The sequence below is a fragment of the Clostridium sp. X genome, from assembly GCF_055755365.1.
In genome coordinates, this window is record NZ_CM146912.1 from 635,099 (window position 1) to 660,111 (window position 25,013).

Below are 25,013 nucleotides of genomic sequence, written 5' to 3' on the forward strand. Positions count from 1 at the left end.
CTTTAGATTGTAATTATAGATATATTATAATATTGTTACATTTGTCGAGTAAAATCTAATAACTTAGAATTGCTCCTTAATTTAATTACACTTCCGTTTAATCTTTGTTCACAACCTCCTGGGAGCATCGCCAAACAAAGTTGAGCTTGCCTAAAGAACATCTTCCATCAAGGATATATTCTATACAATTAAATTTTTCTAAACTATTTCAAATACAATGCTATAAAGATACTCTCCCACGTTATTCTCTGAATATTGAGAAATGTATTCAAATGCTCTTTTCCTAGTTTCTTCAAGAAAACTTTGATTCGCTGATTTATTAATATACCAACTATCATAAGTTGACTCTACTCCGTCTCCGCTAATTAAATAAACATCTCCTCCGAGAATTGCATAACCTTTACTAGTTAAAAAATCAATTACTTTTATGACATCATTTTTCTTCCATGCCATTTCATTTAAACCTATCAGTTCGAGGTTATATCCAACCCTAATTAGTTCTCTTGGTAAAGTATTTGAAAATCTAATATTATAATCTGACATAGTTTGCACCACCTTTATTATTTATTTGGTTTGAACAACCTATGGTTACAAGTTACTCCATCTGGCTCAATAATGTACTCAAATATACCATCCTTTCCCTTATAGGTACCTGGTATTTCTACTTTAGTTCTAACGATTTTATCTCCACCTTTTATTTTAGTTATTTTTCCATTAGCTCCAAATCCTTCAACACTCTTTGAAAAACTATGATAATCACCAAGCTTCATCTGAGCGTTTACTTTATCTGTAAACTTTATATTTTCTAATGGATTAGACTTTACTGCTCCCTTAAAAACATTATCAGCATTTTGAATAAATTCTCTTCCTATCTTTCCTCCTACAAATGGTATTACTGCACATACTACTGTTGCCACTCTTTCTTTTTTATTTAACTTTGTATTTGTTATATAATCTTTTCCTGTTATTACTTCTTGTATATCTTTAGCATCACCAATATAAGGCAACATAGAAGCTATAACCGATACTGCAGCTTTAGATTTATTCCAAATTTCAGATAAAGTCGGCCAATATCCATTCGGATCATCATAATTAATTGGATTATTAAATGAATACTGGAACATATTATACCCTTGGATATTTCCTATTTGTCCTACAGCTGCATCCGCATTAATAAACCTTCCCCATGTAGGGTTGTAATACCTGCTTTGTAGATAATATAACCTAGTCTCGGTATCATACCTATATCCTCGATATCTATATGGATTCTTATATCCTACACTTGTTTCATCATTTGTTATATCATTATTGTTTCCGTCTTTTATAGATATAAGTTTACCCCAAGAATCATAGGTATAACTTACAACCTGAGTTCCCGCTTTGTCAATTAAACCTATTATATCTCCTTGAGCATTCCTTATATACCAATATTCTACCCCGTTAAGGTTCATAGATACAAGGTCACTTGAATCATCATAGGTGTAATATATCTTATCAGTACCACTTTCCTCGTAAGTTACTTTGTCGCCAGCTAAATGATACTTTGTTGTTACTGTTTCGTTGCCTATTTTAACCTTTTTCTCAGTTCTTATGCCATCTACATTATACTTAAAGTCTATATCCTTATCATTGACGTCTATTCCTGCTAGTTGTCTTCCTTGCTCCCATGTGAATGTGTAGTCATCATAGGTTTCTGGATTTCCTATTGCATCATAAGTTATAGGTTTTCCATTGTAGCTTGTAAGCTTATCCTTCCAGTTAGAATCTGTATAACCATAGTTTAATGTAGATATTGGATCTCCTAAAGTTTCTGTTGTATATGCATATTCTGTTTTACTTAGAATATTTCCGCCAACATCATAGGAGTAAGTTATAGACTTATCTAGAACCTTATTGTCTTCTCTTATAAGCTGATTTAATTCATCATAATGGTAAGTTATTACTTTTCCATTTTCAGTAATTGTTTTTATATTACCATTTTGGTCGTAAGTGTAAGATATCCCTTTGCCATTATTATCCATTTCACTTACTCTTGTGGTAGTTATCTTTTCTTCTTTTCCAGCTTCAAAGCTATATTTTGTTACAAAGTTTTTTATTCCTGTATCTACTGTTCTATGGGTTAGTCTTCCTAAGTTGTCATACTTGAAATTCACTTTATTATTTCTACCTGCTGCATATATTGAGTTAATTTCTGCAGTGCTTAGGGATTTATTGTAAGTGCTTAGTCCTTCTAACTGTCCATTCAGCTGATAGCCTCCTGAGTTTGTTCCACCTAGTGCTGTTTTTGCTCCTGTGAAGTCCCTAATATTTGAAATACTTGTGTCTACTTTACTTGTATCTATTAAATACTCATTGCCATTTAGGTACAGTTTAGCATCTAGTTTGTCTCCAACTACAGCCCATGTAAAGGCTGCATAATTCCAAGTGTTTACTGCTACAGCTTCTTCAGAAGTTGTTAGAACATGCCAGTTATTAGTAAGATTCTTATTTCTTGTTGCTAGGACTATTCTATTATTTGAATCTAGATACATACTAATAAATGCAGAATCTTTTCCTTCTGATGCTAGGATATATCTACTTCCTGTACCTTCATTAGCCTTAAACCATACTCCCATAGTACCTTTATCTTTTTTTATTCCTAAGTCATAGAGAACTTTTGTACTTGAGTTAGTGGTAAATACTCTCTTTTGGTTTATATTTGGGTCAGTTACTGTAGTGTCCTTTGTATAACTTTCTCCTGTTATACTATAAGGCTTTGTTCCTCTTGAACCTATGGTGCTATTGTTTAGTGGGAAATATTCTGTCCCTTCACTATTCATTAATGGATTTTTGTAGTATATATCTGTTATTCTGTTATCTTTATCATAATCGTAAGAAGTTGTATATCCACTTCCATTTACTTTTTCTTGGAAAGTACTTAAGTTACTTCCTTTGTCATAGTTATAGGTCATTACGTTGCCATTAGATTCTTTTACTTTTACAAGTCTGTCTGAGGCATCATATAAATACCTATAATCTACACTTGTGCCACCTACTGTTTCTTTAAGATGCCCTAAGTTTCCGTTGGCATCGTAAGAATATTCATACTTCTTGCCGTCACTAGTTACCTTAGAGCTAAGCCTATCTTCACTATCATAACTGTAAGATATACTTGCCCCATTACCGTAGGTAGAGCTTTGAAGTAGTTTTGTTCTATCCTCAAATACATTAGTGATTAAGTTTTGACCTCCTATGCTAACCCCTTTATTATTACCTACATCGTCGTAGTTGAAAGTGTAGCTAAAGCCATTGTGTTCTACTGTTTTTATCTTATCATCTTTATAGGTATAAGTGTTTTTTATACTTGATGCTTCTTCTTCATAATTTCCTCTTCCATCATCACGTATATCACTTATTTCATCTCCTGTTAGAGCACTTCCTGAGTATATAAACTGATCCATTAATCCATTTACTGAGTAAGCTCCACTATTATGCATACCTAGAGAAGTTGTTGCTCCGGCAAAGTTTTTTATAGTGGTTGCAACTATGCCAGTTTTTGTATATACCTTATCATTTAAATATAAATTAAAAGTAAGTTTATTATCTGCACTTTTGCTCCAAGTAACAGCTACATAATTCCACGTATTTGTAGCTACAGCTATATTGTTATCTGTCCCTGATATAACTGGATTCCAACCATTATCACTACTATTTCTTACAGCTAAGTTTAGCTTATTATTTGTGTCTAGATATATACTTAAAACTGAGGAACTAGCTCCTTGAGAGTCAAGTATATATCTTGAAGTAGTGCTAGTGCCTGGTTTTACCCAAGTTGCCATAGTACCTGAATTTAGTCCAAGGCCTAGAGAGTATACGAGCCTTTTATTATCTATTGCCCTTAATACAAACTTTCCATTTTCGTCATCATCAAAAATAGCATCATTTATATAAGGGGTTGTACCCTTTGTTCCTGTTACACTTTCTGTAAGAGGAAATACTTCAAGTCCTTTAGTCTCTACCTCTGTTAATCTATCCATAGAGTCATAGGAATAGAATATAGAGTTTCCTCTTGCATCAGTAGTTTTAACTAAATTTCCTTTAGTTGTATCATAATTATAACTTACCTTATTTCCAGAGGAATCCTCCATTTCACTTAAATAATTTCCATCTGGTGTGTATTCTGCTACAGATTGTATAGTGATTCCACTTGGGTCTCCTATTGTTGATTTTGTAACATTTCCATTTCCACCTTTATCATATTCAAAACTGTATTTTACATTTTCAGCTGAAGTAGCTGTCTCTATATTGTGCTTTCCATCATCATAATATTTGTAGTTAAATTCTCCACCATTTATATTTGTTGATTTAATAAGATCATTATTACCTGAATACTGAAATTGTGATTTTTGCTTCGCTAAATCTTCAGTAGATACTAAGTTTCCTTTACTATCATACTGATAACTTTGACCAAACTCTTCTTTATAGAGCTGAAGTCCATCAAAGTATGCTGTGTTTTCATTTCCATAGTATAAGGCATAGAAGGTTATACTCTTATATGCAGCTGCTGTAACTATTTTCTTTGATACATACTGCCACTCCGTGGAATCCTCATTGAAAGGGATTACTTTCCATTCATAGGATCCATCTAGTTTTTCTATACCTACATCTAGTGCAAAGTGTCTATTTCCAGAAAGAGGTACAGAATCTCCCTTTGCCCAGCCCGATACAACAAATACATCTCCAGCATTACCTGATCCATTTATTTTTTGATATATATTTTTATTTAGTGATGCACTTCCATTAATTCTAAATACCTTTTTACTGTTATCTAGTTTTATAGGGTATGAAGGATCAGAAGAAGTCACCAAAGTATCATTGCTATCTGTATAAGGATTTTTACTCCAAAATTCTGGAGTACCTGTTCCATGAATAAAGTTAGGATTTTCTAGCATATTGTAGCGGTTAGCCAGTGCTCCATCTTCTAACTGAATGGCATCAAAATAAGCCGCTCCGCTTTCCTCTGCTATACCTGCATTTACTTCAACAGTAGCTGTTCCTGTTCCTTTTAAAGTAAATGTCACTTCCTGTCTCTCCCAATCATTGGTTCCCGAAACATAGTCAGAATATACAGTTTTTATATTTCCAGTTTCATCTTGGTAGGTTACAAATACTGCTGCACCTTTTTTATTATCATTTGATACATTGTCCGTCTTTATATAAGCAGATAATGTATAAGTCCTTCCTTCTTTTTCTCCTTTTTCTAGAGTTACTTGTTGCTTATGGAAACGTCTCTTTAAATTATCACTTTTTACAGTCTTTAAAGACTGTGCTCCTAGATACTTAATTGTAGTATCGTAAGTTGAAGAGCCATTAGTATTTCCATCATTTACTGCTGTCCAATTTCCTACTATTTCTGCATTATGGTTCTTTAGGTAATTCATTATTGATTTTTGGAGTTTTGACCCAAAAGAGAGCTTATTCTTTGTTGATTGATCTTTACCATAATCATAATAAAGGGCATTTCCTGCGTCGTCTCTTATGGCTATAGTGTTTCCAAAATCATTAAACTGATATATTTCCTTATTTCCTCTATGGTCATTATAGGTTGTACTATTATATCCATATTTAATATTTATTCCTTCTCCAGCTGAGGTATCTTTGTTAGTCTCTATTATTTGTTTTATACGGTAAGGAACTACGTCATAATATACATAGCTGATTTTATAACCATCAAAGTTTGTAACAGACTCTAAATTATTATTTGCATTATAAGTATAGGTGCTATACTTTTCATCTGGATAGGTTATTCTTGATAATTTTGTTCCATTGTAGGCGAAGCTTGTCCTTCTATTACTTGGATCAATTATACTTAGAAGATAACCATCTGCAATGACAAACTTAGTTATTCTACCTGACCCATCAGTTATAGATTTTAGAACTGTTCCTTGGTAGCTTAATCTTAAAAAGTTACCATTATTATCTGTAATCTTATATAAATAACCGCCATCTGTAAAAATTAGCTTATTATCTTTTTTATCTTTAATTACATATCTTTCATTTGTGCTAGAGGAGTTTATAGTCATAGTAATATCAATGCCTGTTTCATCTTTGTATACTTGTTCTGTAGAATTATATTTTAAATAATGCTTTGTTCCATCTTCATCTGTATAAGCATAGTATTGAATTCCTTCAATTGTTTCAGGCAATACTCTTTGACTTAAATTTAATCTCCATCCATTACCATACCCTATACTTGTAGCTTTTTCATTGCTATTAAATACATGGGATAAAGAAATAGGCATTCTATTTCCATTCATAGATAGATCATTGTGAACAAATATTAAATTACCATTATAGTCATTAACATAGCCTGTACCAGCTCTACCTACATTTTGTGAATGATACGTCCAGTAACCTTCAAGACCTGTACTATCAGTATAAACTATACTAGCTTTTGGTCTTCCTATTAAAAGCCCACTTTGGGAATCGGAAGAAATGAACTGACTATATCCAGTAGCTTCATTATGATTTTTAAGCATTAATCCATTGTTTATTCCTGTGGATGTCCACTCTTTAGCAATAGAGGTTATATCCCATTGAAATGGATCTCCCCCAGCAACTCCGCTTACAATAGCATAATCCTCTATCTTAGAATTAAATCCTGGTTTATTGTTCCAAGTTATTGTACTTGAATTCCATGCTGAGTTAACTTTATGAACATCTATTTGTGTTGGAGTTGAGTTTGCTTGATTTAACCATAAATATAAATAAGCCTTTGTAATTATATTTGTAGATTTTATAGTAGGTAAATTAAAAGATATATAAGACCTATTAGTTCCAGTAATGCTTCCCTTACCTACTTGTAAAAACTCAATTCCACCATAGTTATTATCTGGTACTCCCTCAGCTACATAGCTGTCTTTAATACTGTTTATATCTTGAGGCGTTCCTATGGTTGGATCTATCGTTATAGGGTGTACTCTTTTTTCACTATCTAGCCATTCTTTATTTGGTAAAAGAGTTAAAATATAATTATTACCTTTTTCCTCTAATATAACTTCTATATCTTGACTTAACTCTCCTATGTTGTCGTACATATAAGGTGATTCCATAGTGTATACGAGCTTCTTATTATCTAGGCTATCATAAAAGCTAATGCTTTTATCTTCATTCAATTTTGCAGTTAAATTCTTAGCTTTTAAAATAAATTCGAAGTTAGGATTGTCTATTTTCTCATTTAAGATTATAGATTCTTTAACTTTTTTAGATGTAACATTATACTCTAAGTTTACTTTGTCTTCTATATTCTCATACTTAATCTTTGAGTTTAGATTTTTTAATGTTTTTTTATCTTCTTCGCTATTTTTATCCTTAGTAAAATCAAATAGCGTAGTATTTTCCTCTACATCTATATTTGAAGATTCCACTTGCGCTTCTACTTCTGCAATAGGGTGTTCTTCAATTATAGTACTTTCTGCTGCTTCTGCCTTCGGCTCCTCATCTAGAACATGGGGAGCAACTTCTTCACTATCTCCTTCTGATGTAACGTCTTTCTTACTAGGTTTTTCCGTAGTTTTATTTTGTTCTTCTTTATTTTTTTTATCATCTTTTCTTTCACCATATTTTTTATTGCTTTTATTTACTTTCCAAGATATTTCATACTTGTCTTTGTTTATACTTACTAGTTTTTCTGAATTAGACTTTTTATCTATTTTAACCTTAAAGTCATTTTTCTTATTTTCAAGGACACTATTACCTTGTTTATCCTTAGCTTCAACTAATGAGTTATCTATATCCTGCCACTTACCATTTTCTTTGTAGTGAACTGGATCCTCATATATCACCGCTTCATATGTATTATCATCTAGTAGAAAATGTTTTATATTTTCTTCTCTTTTCTCTTTTACCTCTTTAAGTATTTTAGGTGGATTCTTTGAGTTACTAGCTTGTCCTTCCGTTTCATTTAACTGTGGTTCTATATAGGCTTGTTTACTTTGACTATTTAGTGTTTCCGCAAGTACCTGGGTGGGGAAAGCGGTAACAATAAAAACAGCTATAAGTAGCCTAGATATTAATCTCCTGTAACTGTTCACTATATTTCCTCCTCTTTTGTTAAATGTTAATGATTTATTAATTGAAGTGTATTATGAAATGTACACCTACTTCAAGGAGTAATATATGCCGTAATAGCTACTATGTCACAGTACATGATTATAGTGTTATAGGTTCCTTGTTATGTTAATTAATTAACCATTTTACTGTAAATTTAATTATTCCCTTAATATTTATTTTTGAAAGTTGTACTGATAAGATATATTACACTTATGATGCTTCAAGTAATCTTCTATCTATGAACCTTAATAGTGTAGAATATTGGTATATAAGGAATGCTCAAGGGGATATAATAGGACTACACGATAAAGATGGTGTGCAGGTTGTAAGCTATGTTTATGATAGTTGGGGTAAATTAGTATCTATAACTGGTACTATGAAAGACAGTGTAGGAGTTAAGAATCCTTATAGATATAGAGGCTATAGATATGATACAGAGACTGGGTTATACTATCTTCAAAGCAGGTATTATAATGCTGAGTGGGGAAGGTTTATTAATGCAGATGGATTAGTTGGAGTTACAGGTGAACTACTAAGCCATAACATGTTTATGTATTGCAATAATAATCCAGTTAATATGCATGACCCAAGTGGATATTTGGCATGGTTTATACCAATGGCTATTTTTGCAATAGATATAATTGCAATAGTAAGTGTGTTTGTTATGACTCAAGCACCTGCAATTTCACAAGCAGTTACGGCAATAACTCCACATGTTGATAAAATCGCAGCAGTTCAAGACAAAGTTGGTACTAGTAAAGATGGTGGGAAGAAAACACCTAAGAAAAATAATAAAAAGACTAATAAAAACACTAATAAAGATAATTTAAACCCTCAGCAGCTTAATCAGTATAAATCAAAAGTACTAGAGGGAAAAGATGTTAATTTCAAATCAAAAGAGCAAGCGGTAGACTTCGTAAAAAAGAAGTTTCCAGATTTTAAACAAGAAGTTGCACAATCGAGAAGTAGTCAAGGATGGCATTTTGATTCTCATCCTATAAATGGAAGTGCAAATCGAATAGATCATATAAATATATATAGTAAAAGTAGTACATTTAGAGTACACATAACTTGGGATTAAACAAAAGGAAGGTGGTAAAAATGAGTGAAATTTCAAGAGTAATACTAAGGAACAAAATATATAAGTCTTCAGAATTGCCAATTAGGATAGAAAACTTAAAGGAAGAAAATAATTTCAAAGAATTAACAGAATTTACTCAGAGGTATGGCATTACGAATCTTATAAATAATATTTATAACGAAGATATTATTGATGAAACTTTACAAAAATCATACATATATAGTAGGTATCTTGAAGTATTAAGCAGTGGAATTGAAAATGAAATGTTTAAAGTGGGATACAAAATAAGAGAAGATATGGTAGTAAGAATAACTAACCACATATATGTTTCCCGTATTTCAGAAGATTATATTGTTGATAAAAATAGAATCGTTCCATGGAATTGTATGGAATCAGAAGTTTATATAGCTGATACATGGTGGGAGGAGGATAAGGATATACTTAAAGATTTCGTGAATCTCTCTTATTTGGATTTTATTGTAAAGTACAAGATGTATTAGTAGCAAGGTCAACTTTTTTCGCAAACACAATTCATAGCCATGAAGCTAAGGAAGCAAGGAGCCGATTTCCAGTTACTTTGGAGCACCTCGGAGGAAGATTTTTAGGGAATAGTGCTAAGGTATCAGATCTTAATAGAGAAAAATAAAGAGTAGTATAATATATCTATAAGTACAATTTAAAGTTCATGGCAATATGTATATCATATGTTGCTATGAACTTTCTTTTTATTGATTATGAATAACCACTTGAAAGGTGATAAAATCACCACCCGTAGGAGTTGCGGTCAGTGCTTATAAAATTTGTTTAAAGGTAATTGTGTTGTATATGAAAACTTTCAAAGCAATATATAAGTTTCATATAAACTTTTTATAGTAGGAAAAATAGCCGTAGGCGAATTGGTTAATTTCACAACAAAATACAGCTTTGAAGCTGGAGCTACTGCAAACACTACAACAACAAGGATAAAAGAAATAGATGATAACTCAAAGAAGATAGCCTACACTTATGACCCTAATGGAAATATAAAAACAATAACAGAAGGTAATAATCAAATAATATACTACTACGATGCATTAAATCAGCTAATACAAGAAGATAATCAAGTTCTTAATAAAACTGTAATCTATAGCTATGATGCTGGTGGAAATCTAACACAAAAGCTAGACATCATATACGGAACCACAGACAGAATATACACTAACTATAAATATGAAGACTCTAATTGGAAAGATAAGCTTACAGATTACAATGGAAAACCTATAACTTATGATAACTACACATTTACATGGGAGCAAGGAAGACATAAGCAGAGAACCCAAATATATGATTTGGTGTGAATCGCTTAGCTCTGAAATGAAAGTTTCAGAGCTTCCTTAAACTTAAGTGGAAATGGAAAAAACATAAGCTTCAAGTATAATGTAGATGGAATAAGAACTGAAAAGAAAGTAGATGGAGTAACAACAAAGTATCGTCTTGTAGGAGATAAACAGAGTTCTTGGCTTCAGATAGGGTTTTATCTGAAGCTTAGAAATCGTTATCTAGGGACGTACCCACTCTTTACTCCCTATTTAGAAAAAATGAGAGTATTAGAGTGGGTAGTCATCAGGCAAGGTAACATTTGAAGATAATGGTACTGATAAGATATATTACACTTATGATGCTTCAAGTGACCTTGTATCTATGAACCTTAATGGGGTAGAGTATTGGTATATAAGGAATGCTCAAGGGGATATTATTGGTTTAATTGACAAAGCGGGAACTCAGGTTGTAAGTTATACCTATGATTCTTGGGGGAAGCCATCTCCAGAAGTGAAAGACGAAAGTGGAAATATTTTACCTACATCAGGGATAACTGGTTCATTAGCTAGCACTGTAGGAGTTAAAAATCCTTATCGTTATCGAGGGTATAGGTATGATACTGAGACGCAGTTATATTACTTGAATTCAAGATATTATAACCCTGAGTGGGGAAGGTTTATTAATGCGGATGCATTAGGAGGATAAGTAGGAAAGCTATTATCACATAATGCATTTGCTTACTGCATTAATAATCCAGTGAATATGAGTGACCCAAGTGGTTATTGGGGAATACCATTACTTGCTGCTGGAGCTTTAATTGGAATGGGTATTGGAGTAGCGGCTGAGGTTATGAGACAAGTAGTTTCAAAAGAGAAATTTACAATGAAAAGTATAGCTAAAATAGGGGTAGCCGCTGTTGCTGGAGCATTAGGTGGAGTGTTGATGGCTTCAGGAGTTGGTTATTTTGGAGCAATAACTGGAAATGCTTTAATTAACGCAGGTTCGGGAATATTAAATAATGCAATTGATAACAAAAAAAGTACTATTTCTAGTGTAGGAAAAGATGCTGTAATTGGAGGTGCATCAGGTTTCATTGGAGGAAGAGGAGCTCAGTATCAAGTAACTAAAAATGTTATGTTTCCTACAACAAAATATGCTTATACAGAATTAACAAAGGAAAGTAAAAAAATAGTAATAAAAGAACTGCATAAAGCTACAGCTAAATCTGGGATTACCGCAATTGCTAATATGGCGAGAGATGACAACTTTAGAAGTAACATTTCTAGCAAATTTTATACAGATAAATCTAAAAATCAATATTTAGGTGATGTTATACAAATTATGTAATTCAAAGAGAGGTATATAAATGCAGGTAGAATTATTTGAAATACTTAAAATATTTTCCATGTCATGGACAATAGGATTAATTTTTTCATGGGGTGAACATTCAAATAAATATATTGAAAATCAGTTTATGATAAGGTGTTTATTTATTATAAAAAATAAGCCAGTATCAATAATAGCTTTTTTATGGCAAGTATTAAATTGGGGACTATTATTTTTTGTAATTATAAATAAATTATTAGATATATTAACATACGAATACACTATGTATATATATTATAATGTTACGTACTACGGTATATATGTTATATGTGTACTAGCTATTATAGATGGAATAGTATATGAATTTATAACAGGGAGATAAAAACGAAATAATCACTTTAAATCTCAATATAAATATCTATCAAATATCTCAGAAGTAGCAAGTTCAACTTTGTGTTGCAACATCCCCGGGGGTTGTGAACACAATTTAGAGTTCACAACGATATTTACATTAAATATTGTTGTGAGCTTTCTTTTTACAAATATATAGATGAGTATAAAAGCTGAAAGCTATCAGACAAATTGAGCAGTACTGATAAGATATATTACACCTATGATGCTTCAAGTGACCTTGTATCTATGAACCTTAATGGTTTAGAATATTGGTATATAAGGAATGTTCAAGGGGATATAATAGGGCTACATGATAAAGATGGCACTCAGGTTGTAAGCTATGTTTATGATAGCTGGGGTAAATTAGTATCTATAAGTGGTACGATGAAAGACAGTGTAGGAGAAAAGAATCCTTATAGATATCGAGAATATAGATATGATACGGAGACTGGGCTATATTATCTTCAAAGCAGGTATTACAATCCGGAGTGGGGAAGATTCGTTAATGCGGATACTGAGTCAGGAAAACTAGGAGAATTATTATCACATAATGTATTTGCTTATTGTGCTAATAATCCCATTAATCGCTATGACCCAACTGGAAAATGGTATACACTTACGATGTTTACAAGTGCAGTTGTATCTGCAGTAGTAGTATCTTCTACTGTTGTTATAGCGACAGCAGCAGTAGGTTTTGCAGGCTATGTAGGTTATAGATATTACAAATCTACACATGGAGTAGCATCAAGTAGTTCGCATAGTTCATCTGGAGGGACTAAGACGAAATCTAAGTCGCGACCAGTGACTCAACCAACAGCCAAACCAGCGAAATTTCCTACTAAATCTCAGGAGCTAGACGATATTTTAGGCGTTCCTGGTGTGAAAGTTCCAGATGGTCCATTGACTCCGGGGATAGACAAAACCAAATGGAAGTTGCCAACTGGTAATGTAGTGACTCATGAAAAGCATCCATATGATGTTGGTGCACCTGATTTCCATACTCAGGAACATTATCATGTAGATGGCCCAGGATATTCACATCCTCGTTTTTCACCTGGTAACCCTATACCACCTATATTCTAAAAGATATTGTTTTGATTAAAGTATAATGAGTTCATAGTACTATAATTTGGTTATTGATAATTTATTACTTAGCTTCTTAAGTTGTAAAAGTTAACTTATTTAAATATTAGGAGATGATACAATGCAAAGTAGTGATTTTATTGGATATGTTGGAAATTACAAAGTACATGATAGTAAAGTAGAAGAGATAATTAGTAGTGGCAATGATGTTACAGTATTGCTTAAAAGTCAAGAAAAAGAAATTATTAGTGTTAAATTTTCAAACGTACAGCAAGTTATTGAAGAAAGACCAGTAGGGATGATTTTATATGCAATATGTGAAATGAAAGACATTGCACCATGTCGAAAGTTTGTATTTGCAAATACAGATGAGGAAGATGAAGCCTCACTTATAGTTGTCGCATACGAATATCAAATAGAATAATAAAAATATTACAATACAACTAACTATAAAAGTAGCTTAATCGTAAGCGTCAAAGTTTTAGCGCCTATTTTTGTAGTATTAAATGTATTAAAATATCCTAGTAAGGCTAAAAATTATGCTTTACTAGGATTAATTTATTTCATATCTTTAATTTTCATACTTTCAGGAATTTTATTAGACCAAGGCATAAGATTATCTAAGCTTTCGCTGTCAGATATCTCTATATTTGATAGATTATTAAATAGATAAACTAAGTACCTTTCTACAACAAGTTTATTAGCTTTTGCTGTTTCAACATAGTCAATAAAGTTATCTATAAGCGGAGCTAGTTTCTCAGCTCTTATTTTAAATCTAATATCATAATAATTTTCATCACCTGAATAATTTTCTCTAAGTTCTTTTAATTGTCCCCTCATCAATAATCTTTTGTTTTGATTTTATTAATGAGAGGACATATTATCTAGGTACTTAATTTTTTACGCTTACATATATACTTATCACACAGTTCACCTAGAACTATTTTTATGCTGTTTTTTTTCAATATACATTTTTTTATCAGCTAAACCTAATAGCTCATCAATAGATAGATTTGTGTTGCTACTAAATTCAATTAATCCATGACTTGTTTTAATACTATAAGGTTTTAACTTTAAATCATTTATTTCATTAAATTTATTTTCAATTTTTATCCATATTTTTTCAGCTTCTATTTCAGACTTTTCAGGAAATACTATAATAAATTCATCTCCTCCAAACCTAAAAATTATATCTTTTGTGTCTATAGTGTCTTTAATAACTTTACAAACTGTATTAATTAGATAATCTCCCTCATTATGACCATAATGATCATTTACATACTTTAATCCATCAATATCAATAAAACATATTGATGATATTTTGTTTGATTCCTTCAAGTCAAGAATTCTGCTAAGATACTCTATTCCTTTTCTTCTATTTAAAACTCCTGTAAGTATATCTATAGAAGCATGTGTTAATAACTCCTTCTCCATTTTTTTAAGTTCTGTTATATCTGTAACGTTAGTTAATATGCACTTCTCTCCCATATATTCAACAATTTCATAGTTTGCAATTACCCACTTTTTATCTCCAGAACTAGATTTCTGTTCAACAATATAGTCTTCTACTCTCATAAAGTTATTCAGCTTATTAAGCATTAAAATTCTATCAGCTTTATCTACATACAATTCATTTGCATAAATATTTTTAAATTCTTCTTTTGAATACCCAAAAAATACATGTGCTCTATCACTAGTTGCAACAATTTTACCATCGTGAAAACGACTAATAATCATCGGTGATGGATTTACATCAAACAATTTCCTGAAATTGCTTTCACTCTCACATAACTTGGATTTATTTATAAAGTCTTTTACTCTACTTCTATAGAGAGAATAACAAAATACTACTGCTGCTACTAACATGGTAGTTGAATTTATTTGTTTCGATACTACTAAATAAGAACCTCTATTTATTAATGCCAGTCCTATTATAAAAAATATATGATTTAAAATAAAAGAAAAAAACATAAATACAGGTTCTATTGGAAAAACTACTGCAATAATAAGAAGATCAACTATATATGCATCAATATTACCTGTTAGTCTCTGACTATTTATAGAAGTTACAGCTCCTCCAAATAAGTATATAAAAACATAAAATCTTATAATAATTTTTGAGAGTTTAATCTTTTCCTTATCATTTATAATCTTTGGATAAATTATAAAAAACCCTATAGACATGACAGTAAATGTTATGTGAACTGCTACTAGGGATAATCTAAAAATAGTATCATTAACCCCTTTCAGAGATACTAAATCTATATAGAAATACGGAATAGCCATAATTAAAAGAAAAATAGATATTATCCTTAATCTCCTCAGAGCAAAAAAGCAACTTATTTCCCCAAATTTCTCTTTATTATAATTCATATTAAATATACTTAATTTACTCCTAGCTTTATTTATTAATGATTCCATAATTTTAACCACCCTATCAAATAAACTAAATTATAACATACTTTTGGCATAGGTAATAGTCTGATTAATACACTCACTGGCTTCTGTAAATGTAACATTTCTAACTATCTCCTCTTTGTGAAATGACTCTTGTATAGTTATTTCATGAACAATTGTATACATTGCTATACTCAAATGTTCTTGTATTAGTTTTAATTTCTATGTTTAGTAGCTAAATTATTTATATTGTTTTAATTCACCTTTAGAATATTTTATTCAAGTAAGCGTCAAAGGTTTAGCGCCTATTTTTCACATAAAATTATGTTTTTCAAAAATCTTGTCAGTGATTTTAACTTATAACAAAAATTAAATCAATGTATAAATAACATATTATTTGCAAATATTAATTTTAGACCTAATCCTAATACTTAACCTTGTATTTAGGGTAATATCCATAAATACCTCTCCTTTCCTTAAATTTAATACCTTATTAGACCATCAAAGTTGATTTTATATCTACTTTAATGGTCTTTTATTTTTTATAATATTGTAGATAAATTTATTAACTTTTATTTACTATAAAACATATGATGTATTGTTAGTACTTAAAAGGAGTGTATCATATTGTATCCTTATGATTTTTATGAAATGCCTGATGATGAGTTAGATGACGAGTTAAATGATGAAGTATATGATCGTCAATTACCTCCTGGAAGACCTCCATTTGGATTTCCTGGTGGAGGATTTGGTCCTGGTGGACCTGGTGCCGGATTCGGCCCCGGAGGACCAGGCGGTGGATTTGGTCCTGGCGGCCCAGGAGGCGGATTTGGACCAGGCGGTCCTGGTGGTGGATTCGGTCCTGGTGGACCTAGTGGCGCTCCTATAGGACCTCCTCCTTCATTTACTCCATCTCAATCACAAGCTCAAATACTTGGTGGAGTGGGGATTCAGGCTGTCGACCCTGGTTCAATCAGGAATTGCTTATTTAGATTTACCTATATATGGCCAAGAAACGGACGTCCTTTCTGGGCATTTCCAACCTTCGTAGGAAGAAGATCTATAGCTGGCTTTAGATGGATGGGCCCTAGACGTGGTTGGGTTTACTTTGGATTAGATTTAAGAAGAATTAACAGCTTCGTTTGCTATTAAGATTCATTAAATTAAAAAACTATTAGGTTAGCATAACACTAACCTAATAGTTTTTCTCTTTATTGTTTTAAATGATTTATTTACTAATAAAAATCTTTTTCGCTGTAGGTTTAGGGTTATATTCAAAGGTATACCACTTTAGCATAGCTATTTTATCTCCTAATAAAACAGCTTCTTTGGGAAAATTATTATTTATATATATACTATAGGAAGTATTAAAAAGAAATACTCCATCTCCCCCAGCTTTATATATTTCTCCTGTCCTTTTCATATATTCATTTATAGTTAAGTATGTTTTATTGTGAACATATAAACCAGATTTAATGAGTTCTTCTTCTTCTTTGGTTAAATCATGTCCTTTTACATCTGCACAAATTCCTACATAAAGCTTAATCTTTGTTTTTCTCACCATATTTACAAAAGGTTTAATATCAAAGAAATCATCCTTGTTTACATTAGCAGGAATAAGTATATCTACCAGGCCTTCCTTTATCCAAGTTTTAAGATCATATCCGTAAGTAATATAATTATTATAAGGTATTCTTACAGCTATAGTCTTATCTGGTATCTCTTTTCTTACCTTTCTCATAAATTCATTCATTATCTTAACTTTCGTATCTAAATCTGCTTCTGATGTAATAACATCAGGGTATCTGCAATAGTCTAACGTAACTCCATCCACATTTTTAAAACTTGAAGCTTCCTTTAGTACATTTAATATATAATCTCTAGTTTTAGGATATAAATAACTAAGACCATTTTTATCATTTTGTTTAACATCCTTATAACTACTATAAATACTTCCATTTAGAAATCCATATCTATCTTCTGGATAAAATGTATTCATTCTCAAAGAAGCAAACACATCTAAATTTCTTTCCTCACCAAAGCCAGCTAAAAACTCCAATGGAGATTTACCTTCTTTTAATATACTAAGTACTTGCTCTTTAGCACTTTTGTCAATATTTCTGAGTTGTAATGGGTATTTATCAAAACTCTCGAAGGCCTTTCCTGCATACTTACTATTGTAATTTAAAAACCCCGTAGTTCCCAGACACCAGTTTAAAACACCTACGTTCTTTTCAGCTAAAGGTTTTACTAACATATAGTCTAGAGCAGAAGAGTTTGGAAATATTCCATCACAAAAACTAGAATATCCGTCACTATCGTACATAACTCTTTTTGTCTTCTCTCCTTCATTTGGAGTATTATATAGTTTTATTTCTTCCTCTTTAGCTCCTACAAACTTTATATAAGCTATTCTAGTTGTATCATAATAGTTAGTACTTAACACTAGTGACTCATTTTTAAAATTACTCATAAATGCAAACTTTTCATAAAGATATTGTTCTCCATAATTTTCCTTTGGAGTATAGCTAGAGCTATTAAAGACTTTTATATATCCTTTATCCAAATACTTTTTTACAGTAATGTTCTCTGTTCCTGATGCATACCCTATATAAACTTTAAAGTATCCCTTTAGCTTCAGAGGGACTTTTATACTAGAAATATCATTTCCATCTGTTTCTATAAGCTCTCCCTTTGTACCATCCTCATAGCTGAAACTTCTTACTACCCATCCTTTTGTGTCTTCTTTTATTAAATTTCTCATATTCTTATAAATATAGCTTTTCTCTGGCTTACTTACTATTCTCTTTAAACTGGTACTACACACTACTAAACTATCTTCTATAGTATCCTTATTAAGTCCAAAAGCACTTCCCGAATATAATATAATCATAAATATTAAAGTCAAAAATATTTTTACTTGTCTCAAACGTAGGCCTCCTAAATTATTTTAGTCTACATTAAGTATTATTGTTTATAAGGCCTAAATTTATTGAACTTTTATTTTATGTGGAACTAATTTATAATTACAGTGTAAATTTAACAAAGACCTATAGCTTTTCTGTGAAAGCCATAGGTCTTATAGTTTTTTATGTTTTTAAATAATAATATGCTATTTTAATATATACTTAATAAGTCAACAATTCCTTCTGCCTTTTTATCTGAATTGAACTCAGCCTCATCTATATAAAGAGAAACTACAGGGTACTCAGACTTTTCATAGTCAAATTTACCATCATTATCTTCATTAAAGGCATTAGGATTTCTTAATTTGCATATATCACTAGGTGCGTCTACAAAGATTTCTACAAAGTTTCCTTTTCCTATTACACTTCTTGCATATTCTCTATCTTCCTTAAATCTACTTACAGATGTTACTATTACTATTTCTCCACTATCTGCAAATAAGTTTGCTACTTCAGCAATTCTTCTTGTTTGTTCATGTGCATCAGCTGTAGTAAATGATAAGTCTGAGCTTAATCCAAATCTCAGGTGAGCAGAATCTAGATAGTATACTTTCTTTCCTAGTTCAAAAAGCTTCTTCTCAAGCTTTACTGCAATTTCATTCTTTCCGCATCCTGGTACTCCAGTAAGCCATATTACTTTACCTTTTTGTCCTAGTTTTTCTTCTCTATCTTTTCTTGATACAAGTCTTTTTCTAATAGAGATATTTTTACTTTTTACTTCTCCAACTTCTCTCTTTAAGGAATCCTCTGTTCCAGAAATTATTCCTCCACCACTTGTATTATAGTCATCTATAATTACAAACCTTCCCATAGCTTGTATGTTGCTAAACTCATCAAAGCATACAGGTACTTTTGTTTTAATAGTAACTTCTGCTACATCATTTTTCTTTATAGCATTTGAAGTTTCACTAGTTTTAAGAGTTGCTGCATCTATTACTTTATTTATGCTTATTACTTCAAACTCAGTTTCTTGAGTTGATATTTTCAACTTATATTTTTTGCCAGGAAGTAAATCATTTTTTCCAAGCCAAAATACATTTGCATTAAATATATTGGATGTTATAATATCGTTGTTCTTGTGGCAGATTACTTCTCCTCTTTTATTAAAGAATTCATCTTCTACAGTTATTCCTACAGACATACCAGCTGAAACCGTATCTTTTTTATCTTTTTCTTGCCAGTACTCAATAGATTTTACTCTTGTAGTTTTACCGCTTGGATATATAGCTACTTCATCTCCCACCTTTAGAGTACCTGATTCAATTCTTCCTGCTACTATCCTTCTGTTATCAAACTTATACACATCTTGAATTGGTAATCTAAGTGCTTTTTCTTCTATACCTTTATCTTTTTCAATCTTATCCATGTTCTCAAGAATTGTATAACCCTTATACCAAGGCATTTTTGAAGATTTAGAAGTAATATTCTCTCCATGGAATGCTGATATAGGTATATACTTTTCTGGGTATATGTTTAGATTGTTTAAAAACTCATTAAATTGATCTTGTATTTCATTGAATCTTTCTTCAGAGTAATCTACTAAATCCATCTTATTTACAACAACATATACTTTCTTTATTCCTAAAAGTGAAAGAATGTATCCGTGTCTTTTTGATTGCTCTTGAATTCCTTCTTCTGCATCTATTACTAAAAACGCTGCCTCTGCACTAGCAGCTCCTGATATCATGTTCTTTAAAAACTCTTTATGACCTGGAGCATCTATTATAACGTAGTCTCTTAGCTTAGTGAAGAATTGTATCATAGTTATATCTATTGTTATACCTTGTTTTTGCTCTTCTTCAAAAGCATCTAAAAGATATGCATATTCAAAAGATTTACCTTTTTCCCCTGATATTCTCTTCACCTTATCTATAGCACCCTCTGGAAGAGAGTTTGTATCAAATAATAGTCTACCTATAAGAGTTGATTTTCCATGGTCTACGTGTCCTACAACAACTATATTAAGTTTCTCTCTAGCATTATCCATATCTCCTACCCCCATTACATATAACCTTCTTTTCTAAGCTTTTCTAGTGCATGAGCATCTTCTTGATCTTGAGCTCTTCCTGATCTTTCAGTTTCCTTAGAAGCCTTAAGTTCTTCAATTATCTCATCTAAAGTAGATGCATTAGAATCTACTGGATTTGTGCATGGAGCACATCCAAGACTTCTGTATCTCTTTCCGTTCTTTGCAAAATATAGATCAACTACTGGGATATTTTCTCTTCTGATATACTCCCAAACGTCTATTTCTCTCCAGTTTATAATAGGATGTACTCTTATATGGTTACCTTTCTTAAAATCTGTTTTAAATTGATTCCAAAGCTCTGGTGGCTGATCTGCATAATCCCACTCTGAATCTGCATTTCTTTCACTAAATACTCTTTCTTTTGATCTAGAGCCTTCTTCATCTCTTCTTATTCCTGCAATAAGTCCTTCAAATTCATGTTCTCTAATTATTTGATTTAATCCCTCTGTCTTTAGGGCTTTGCAGCATACAAGTCTTCCATGCTCAGGTCCCATGCCTTCTTCAAGAGCTTGTGTATTTGTATTAATTATCAAGTTAAAATTGTACTGTTTTGCGATTTTATCTCTAAACTCAATCATTTCTGGCATTTTAAAAGTTGTATCTACATGTATAAGTGGAAATGGACAGTTACCGAAAAAGGCCTTTTGCGCAAGCCATAACATTACATTAGAGTCCTTCCCAATTGACCAAAGCATTCCAAGCTTCCCAAAATTTTTGTATGCTTCTCTTAAAATAAAAATACTCTCTGCTTCTAATCTATCCAAATGATCCATAATTTTTCCCTCCATAAATTAATACTTAGTTTTCAGTTAACCCAAATTTTCTATTTACTGTTTCTTGTATTTTATCAAAGACAAAGTTATCAAATAATAATCCTAATAATATAATAACAAGCATTACTGCAACTATTTGGTTTATATTACTAGCCTTTCTTCCTTCTCCTAAAATCTGCCCTAATCCATTCATAGAAGAACCTATCATTTCTCCTGCTATAAGTCCTCTCCAAGCGAATGCCCATCCTTGTTTTAAACCTGATATGATTACAGGTAATGCAGCAGGAATTATTACTGTTCTATAAAGCATATATCCTCTTGCCCCTGACATACTAGCTACTCTTAAATGAGTTGGATTCAGGTTCTTAATTCCCGATTCTGTTGCCATAGAGATAGCAAATACCGAACCAATTACAATAACAAATAATATTGCTTTTTCATTTGTCCCATACCAAAGTATTGCAAAGGGAACCCAGCATACATTAGGCATTGTCTGAAGTGCCCCTATTATCTTGCTTAAGCTCCTTCCAGAATACTTAAATTTTGTCATAACTATACCTAGTGGAAAACCTATTGAAAGAGATATAAAATATCCAATTATAAGTCTTTTTAAGCTTATAAAAATAGCTACTCCTAGAGTGTTATTTCCTGAAAGCCTTCTAATTTCTTCAACTACAATCAGTAGAGAAGGAAACCCTGCAAATCTATAAGCCAATTCCCATACCGCTATCGTCATCATATAAAAGATCATTACTCTTAATGCTCCAGTCTTTATCGTATTCAGCTTTTGCAACCTTCTCCACCTCCTCTTCTAGTTCCTTCATAATCCTAGAAACTGTATAGGTTACATCTATGTCCCCTATTTTTCTCGGTCTTGGAAGTTGTATATTAAACTCTTTTTTGATACAACCTGGATTTGTTGACATAACTACAACTCTATCTGCTAAAAGTACAGCTTCTTCAACACTGTGAGTAATAAAAAATACAGTCTTCTTTGTTCTCCACCATATTCTTTGCACCTCAGCTTGCAGCAAGGTCCTAGTCTGGCTGTCTAATGCTGAAAAAGGTTCATCCATAAGCAGTATATTTGAATCTAAACTAAGAGCTCTTGCTATAGCTACTCTTTGCTTCATACCCCCTGATAGCTGGTGTACAAGAGATTCTTTAAAATTCATAAGATGCATCATATCTAGATACTTTAAGGCTCTTTCTCGTCTCTCACTTTTAGGAATCCCTGCTACCTTCATGCCGAATTCTACATTATCTATAACGTTAAGCCATGGATAAAGTGCATGTTCTTGGAATACCACTGCTCTATCAGGACCTGGACTATTTATCTCTTTTCCATCAAGAAGTATTCTACCTTCTGTAGGCTTTTCGAATCCAGCAACCGCATTTAAAAGTGTAGACTTTCCGCAACCTGAGGGACCCAAAACGCATATAAATTCTCCATCTTTAACAGTTAGATTTATATTCCTAAGGGTTTGTAATTCCTTATTATTTGTTTTATAGGTTTTATATACACCTTCAATACTTAACCCCAAGCTAAATCCCCACCTCTTACTAAAATTAGTACTTATTTGACTCTTTTCTATTTGTCTTTATAACGGTCTCTGTGCCAGTCTTATCTACAATATGCCAATCTAAATCATCACTTTTTTCATCTACATATAGGAATGCTCCATTCCCTCCTATATCTGCACCTAAATAATATTTAATAGCTGCAAATTTACATTCTTTGAGACAAGCTGTGCATCCCCAACAATCTTTCTCATATCTTATATAAGCCTTTCCAGCTTCATCTTTGTATATTAAGTTTCCAGGACAGGCTTCTATGCATTTTTTGCATCCTACGCACTTTAATTTATCAATTTTTATGCTCATAGACTTCATTCCTTTCCACTATGTCCCTTAATATAACTTTTACAACTCCATCTTCATAAACAGAATTTACATACTTAAACCATTTATTATCTTTCCTATCGGGATAGTCGGTATTTTGCTGATAACATTCCCATCTAGTTTCAGTTCTAGACAGTAGGTGTATTATAAGAACCTTAGCTACATATAATCTATCAATTAATTCATAAATAAATAGAAGCTCATGTGGATTTTCTGCTCTAAGTTTCTTAGATATTTCTATTAATTCATCAATTCGTTTTTTCGCTATGTGAAGCTTTCTTTCTGTGTATTTATAATTCTGAGATATCCCACCACAATATTCATCCATAATCTTTTGCATTGCTTCCTCAACTTGATCAATTGTGTAGGTAGAATTTGTGTTTTCGAAAAACTTATTTACTTCTTCTAGTTTTTCTTTAATCTCATTCTCACTAATTGTTTCTAATTCTAGGTTTTCTATATACTTTAAGGAATCTTCTGCAGCTATTTCTCCTTCTGCAAAACATCCAGTTACATACTTCTTTGGACTTCCTCCCGCTACATCTCCAGCTGCATATAATCCTTTTAGAGTAGTTCTTCTGCATGTATCTATCCAATAGCCACTAGCTGTATGTCCTCCAACAATATAAGGTTCAGTGCCTTCAATTTCTACATTTTCAGTAGAAGGAGAGGTGTTATTTTCTATCCACTTTAAGGTTTGTGCTGGTGCCATGTTCAAATATGCCTTTAATAATTCCATCTCCTGCTCTTCACTTATGCCTTCAGTTTTAAGATAACATGGCCCTTTACCCTCTAAGTTTTCTATTACAGTAGAGTATAATCTATTTATTGTTGTTGGTTTCCCATACTTCTTAACATATAATTCTCCAAAGCTATTTACTTGTGGAGTTTTTACTCCTTGAGCAATTGTTCCTGTTGGAGCTATTGTATCTTTACATCTTAGAGCTATGAATCTCATTTCAAAGGTGGTCATTTCTGCTCCAGCCCTTATTCCCATGGCATAACCTGCACCAGTATTAAAAGGACTATACCACATCTTGTGTCTTGAGAAGGTAGGATTATTAGGTTTGTATATTCCTGCGGCTCCTCCTGTAGTGCAAATCACAGCCTTTGAGTATATCACATAAAATTTTTCTTCTCTTACTGAAAATCCATAAGCACCTATTACCTTATCATCTTTAGTAATATAATCTATTATATTAACTCTATTTATAACATCTATATTTTCATACTCATCTAAAGCATTAGCTAAGATTGGTTTTATATTCTCTCCATTTATCTTTATGCTTCGTTTTCCTCTTGTTACATATTTTCCTTCATCATCTTTTAAGATTGTAAGTCCTTTATCTTCAATTTTTTTAGTTACCTCATTTAGTTTTTTAGCTATGGTATAAACTAAATCTTCTCTTATAACTCCATTGAATTCTTCACTTACATAATCTACAAAAGATTCTGGGGTTTCTCCTTCAGCTATATAAGCATTAAGTGCATTAACTCCTGCAGCAAGGCACCCACTTCTTTTAATATCTGCTTTTTCTGCTATAGTTACCTTTATTTTTGAATCTTTAGCGGCAGTTAGTGCTGCAAAACATCCAGCTGCTCCCCCGCCTATTATTAAAATATCTGTCTTTAAAATCTCAGTCTTTAATTGCATCTTATCTCCCCACCCTTCA

21 protein-coding genes are annotated in these 25,013 nt (G+C 31.9%); 9 read left to right on the forward strand and 12 right to left on the reverse strand.

The genetic code is table 11. The features are described 5' to 3' along the window. Window positions 1-198: 198 nt before the first annotated feature. Both imm40 and ACX0KU_RS03120 read right to left on the reverse strand, forming a co-directional pair. Window positions 199-543, reverse strand: a complete 345-nt coding sequence (gene imm40 / locus ACX0KU_RS03115; RefSeq protein ID WP_472991453.1) for an Imm40 family immunity protein — start codon at window positions 541-543, stop codon at window positions 199-201. A gap of 17 nt (window positions 544-560) precedes the next feature. Then, window positions 561-8,072, reverse strand: coding sequence for a DNRLRE domain-containing protein (locus tag ACX0KU_RS03120; protein WP_472991454.1), 7,512 nt, complete (start codon window positions 8,070-8,072; stop codon window positions 561-563). 257 nt (window positions 8,073-8,329) lie between these two features. On the opposite strand from ACX0KU_RS03120, the gene ACX0KU_RS03125 reads away from it, so the two are divergent. From ACX0KU_RS03125 to ACX0KU_RS03160, 8 genes are all read left to right on the forward strand, one after another. Further along, entirely contained in the window at window positions 8,330-9,172 is an 843-nt protein-coding gene (locus ACX0KU_RS03125; protein WP_472991455.1) for an RHS repeat-associated core domain-containing protein, read from the forward strand. Between the two features lie 20 nt (window positions 9,173-9,192). Then, a complete protein-coding gene (locus tag ACX0KU_RS03130) occupies window positions 9,193-9,672 on the forward strand; it encodes a hypothetical protein (RefSeq protein WP_472991456.1) in 480 nt (159 codons plus the stop codon). A 396-nt stretch (window positions 9,673-10,068) separates the two neighbouring features. Beyond that, window positions 10,069-10,509 (forward strand): hypothetical protein, encoded by a 441-nt coding sequence (locus tag ACX0KU_RS03135; protein WP_472991457.1) that lies wholly within the window; start codon window positions 10,069-10,071, stop codon window positions 10,507-10,509. A 343-nt stretch (window positions 10,510-10,852) separates the two neighbouring features. Continuing rightward, window positions 10,853-11,176 (forward strand): RHS repeat-associated core domain-containing protein, encoded by a 324-nt coding sequence (locus tag ACX0KU_RS03140; RefSeq protein ID WP_472991458.1) that lies wholly within the window; start codon window positions 10,853-10,855, stop codon window positions 11,174-11,176. Between the two features lie 57 nt (window positions 11,177-11,233). Beyond that, complete coding sequence (locus ACX0KU_RS03145) at window positions 11,234-11,818, forward strand: hypothetical protein (RefSeq protein WP_472991459.1); 585 nt, start codon at window positions 11,234-11,236, stop codon at window positions 11,816-11,818. A 19-nt stretch (window positions 11,819-11,837) separates the two neighbouring features. After that, entirely contained in the window at window positions 11,838-12,179 is a 342-nt protein-coding gene (locus ACX0KU_RS03150; protein ID WP_472991460.1) for a hypothetical protein, read from the forward strand. Between the two features lie 200 nt (window positions 12,180-12,379). Continuing rightward, the gene (locus tag ACX0KU_RS03155) at window positions 12,380-13,273 is read left to right on the forward strand and encodes an RHS repeat-associated core domain-containing protein (RefSeq protein WP_472991461.1); all 894 of its coding nucleotides are present in this window, start codon (window positions 12,380-12,382) and stop codon (window positions 13,271-13,273) included. A gap of 121 nt (window positions 13,274-13,394) precedes the next feature. Then, a complete protein-coding gene (locus tag ACX0KU_RS03160; protein WP_472991462.1) occupies window positions 13,395-13,697 on the forward strand; it encodes a hypothetical protein in 303 nt (100 codons plus the stop codon). A 134-nt stretch (window positions 13,698-13,831) separates the two neighbouring features. Here the strand turns inward: ACX0KU_RS03160 and ACX0KU_RS03165 are convergent, their stop codons facing one another. From ACX0KU_RS03165 to ACX0KU_RS03175, 3 genes are all read right to left on the reverse strand, one after another. Continuing rightward, window positions 13,832-14,113, reverse strand: coding sequence for a transposase domain-containing protein (locus tag ACX0KU_RS03165; protein WP_472991463.1), 282 nt, complete (start codon window positions 14,111-14,113; stop codon window positions 13,832-13,834). Window positions 14,114-14,203: 90 nt separating this feature from the next. Beyond that, complete coding sequence (locus ACX0KU_RS03170; RefSeq protein WP_472991464.1) at window positions 14,204-15,694, reverse strand: sensor domain-containing diguanylate cyclase; 1,491 nt, start codon at window positions 15,692-15,694, stop codon at window positions 14,204-14,206. 30 nt (window positions 15,695-15,724) lie between these two features. Further along, window positions 15,725-15,856: a hypothetical protein gene (locus tag ACX0KU_RS03175; RefSeq protein ID WP_472991465.1), complete on the reverse strand. Its 132-nt coding sequence runs from the start codon at window positions 15,854-15,856 to the stop codon at window positions 15,725-15,727. Between the two features lie 441 nt (window positions 15,857-16,297). Here ACX0KU_RS03175 and ACX0KU_RS03180 point away from each other — a divergent pair, with 441 nt between their 5' ends. Further along, on the forward strand, window positions 16,298-16,822 hold the full coding sequence (locus ACX0KU_RS03180; protein ID WP_472991466.1) for a hypothetical protein: 525 nt from the start codon (window positions 16,298-16,300) through the stop codon (window positions 16,820-16,822). Window positions 16,823-16,898: 76 nt separating this feature from the next. Here the strand turns inward: ACX0KU_RS03180 and ACX0KU_RS03185 are convergent, their stop codons facing one another. The 7 genes from ACX0KU_RS03185 to ACX0KU_RS03215 all read right to left on the reverse strand — a co-directional run bounded on the left by ACX0KU_RS03185 (window position 16,899) and on the right by ACX0KU_RS03215 (window position 24,994). Continuing rightward, window positions 16,899-18,599 (reverse strand): glycoside hydrolase family protein, encoded by a 1,701-nt coding sequence (locus ACX0KU_RS03185; protein WP_472991467.1) that lies wholly within the window; start codon window positions 18,597-18,599, stop codon window positions 16,899-16,901. Between the two features lie 188 nt (window positions 18,600-18,787). Then, complete coding sequence (locus ACX0KU_RS03190) at window positions 18,788-20,623, reverse strand: GTP-binding protein (protein ID WP_472991468.1); 1,836 nt, start codon at window positions 20,621-20,623, stop codon at window positions 18,788-18,790. A gap of 14 nt (window positions 20,624-20,637) precedes the next feature. Continuing rightward, window positions 20,638-21,438 carry a sulfate adenylyltransferase subunit CysD gene (cysD, locus tag ACX0KU_RS03195; RefSeq protein WP_472991469.1) on the reverse strand — a complete coding sequence of 267 codons (801 nt, stop codon included), beginning with the start codon at window positions 21,436-21,438 and terminating at the stop codon, window positions 20,638-20,640. A gap of 25 nt (window positions 21,439-21,463) precedes the next feature. Continuing rightward, entirely contained in the window at window positions 21,464-22,177 is a 714-nt protein-coding gene (locus ACX0KU_RS03200) for an ABC transporter permease (RefSeq protein ID WP_472991470.1), read from the reverse strand. Continuing rightward, window positions 22,143-22,982 carry an ABC transporter ATP-binding protein gene (locus ACX0KU_RS03205; protein WP_472991471.1) on the reverse strand — a complete coding sequence of 280 codons (840 nt, stop codon included), beginning with the start codon at window positions 22,980-22,982 and terminating at the stop codon, window positions 22,143-22,145. Before ACX0KU_RS03205 ends, ACX0KU_RS03200 begins: the two co-directional genes overlap by 35 nt. A 25-nt stretch (window positions 22,983-23,007) precedes the next feature. Continuing rightward, window positions 23,008-23,322, reverse strand: coding sequence for a 4Fe-4S dicluster domain-containing protein (locus tag ACX0KU_RS03210; protein WP_472991472.1), 315 nt, complete (start codon window positions 23,320-23,322; stop codon window positions 23,008-23,010). Then, window positions 23,306-24,994 carry an adenylyl-sulfate reductase subunit alpha gene (locus ACX0KU_RS03215; protein ID WP_472991473.1) on the reverse strand — a complete coding sequence of 563 codons (1,689 nt, stop codon included), beginning with the start codon at window positions 24,992-24,994 and terminating at the stop codon, window positions 23,306-23,308. Before ACX0KU_RS03215 ends, ACX0KU_RS03210 begins: the two co-directional genes overlap by 17 nt. Window positions 24,995-25,013: the final 19 nt, after the last annotated feature.

Excerpts from the sequence above, each read along its gene's own strand:
- imm40 (WP_472991453.1), bottom strand. The coding sequence starts at position 543 with ATGTCAGATTATAATATTAGATTTTCAAATACTTTACCAAGAGAACTA.
- ACX0KU_RS03125 (WP_472991455.1), top strand. The coding sequence starts at position 8,330 with ATGAACCTTAATAGTGTAGAATATTGGTATATAAGGAATGCTCAAGGG.
- ACX0KU_RS03130 (WP_472991456.1), top strand. The coding sequence starts at position 9,193 with ATGAGTGAAATTTCAAGAGTAATACTAAGGAACAAAATATATAAGTCT.
- ACX0KU_RS03140 (WP_472991458.1), top strand. The coding sequence starts at position 10,853 with ATGAACCTTAATGGGGTAGAGTATTGGTATATAAGGAATGCTCAAGGG.
- ACX0KU_RS03145 (WP_472991459.1), top strand. The coding sequence starts at position 11,234 with ATGAGTGACCCAAGTGGTTATTGGGGAATACCATTACTTGCTGCTGGA.
- ACX0KU_RS03150 (WP_472991460.1), top strand. The coding sequence starts at position 11,838 with ATGCAGGTAGAATTATTTGAAATACTTAAAATATTTTCCATGTCATGG.
- ACX0KU_RS03160 (WP_472991462.1), top strand. The coding sequence starts at position 13,395 with ATGCAAAGTAGTGATTTTATTGGATATGTTGGAAATTACAAAGTACAT.
- ACX0KU_RS03165 (WP_472991463.1), bottom strand. The coding sequence starts at position 14,113 with ATGAGGGGACAATTAAAAGAACTTAGAGAAAATTATTCAGGTGATGAA.
- ACX0KU_RS03170 (WP_472991464.1), bottom strand. The coding sequence starts at position 15,694 with ATGGAATCATTAATAAATAAAGCTAGGAGTAAATTAAGTATATTTAAT.
- ACX0KU_RS03175 (WP_472991465.1), bottom strand. The coding sequence starts at position 15,856 with ATGTATACAATTGTTCATGAAATAACTATACAAGAGTCATTTCACAAA.
- ACX0KU_RS03190 (WP_472991468.1), bottom strand. The coding sequence starts at position 20,623 with ATGGATAATGCTAGAGAGAAACTTAATATAGTTGTTGTAGGACACGTA.
- cysD (WP_472991469.1), bottom strand. The coding sequence starts at position 21,438 with ATGGATCATTTGGATAGATTAGAAGCAGAGAGTATTTTTATTTTAAGA.
- ACX0KU_RS03200 (WP_472991470.1), bottom strand. The coding sequence starts at position 22,177 with ATGATGACGATAGCGGTATGGGAATTGGCTTATAGATTTGCAGGGTTT.
- ACX0KU_RS03210 (WP_472991472.1), bottom strand. The coding sequence starts at position 23,322 with ATGAGCATAAAAATTGATAAATTAAAGTGCGTAGGATGCAAAAAATGC.
- ACX0KU_RS03215 (WP_472991473.1), bottom strand. The coding sequence starts at position 24,994 with ATGCAATTAAAGACTGAGATTTTAAAGACAGATATTTTAATAATAGGC.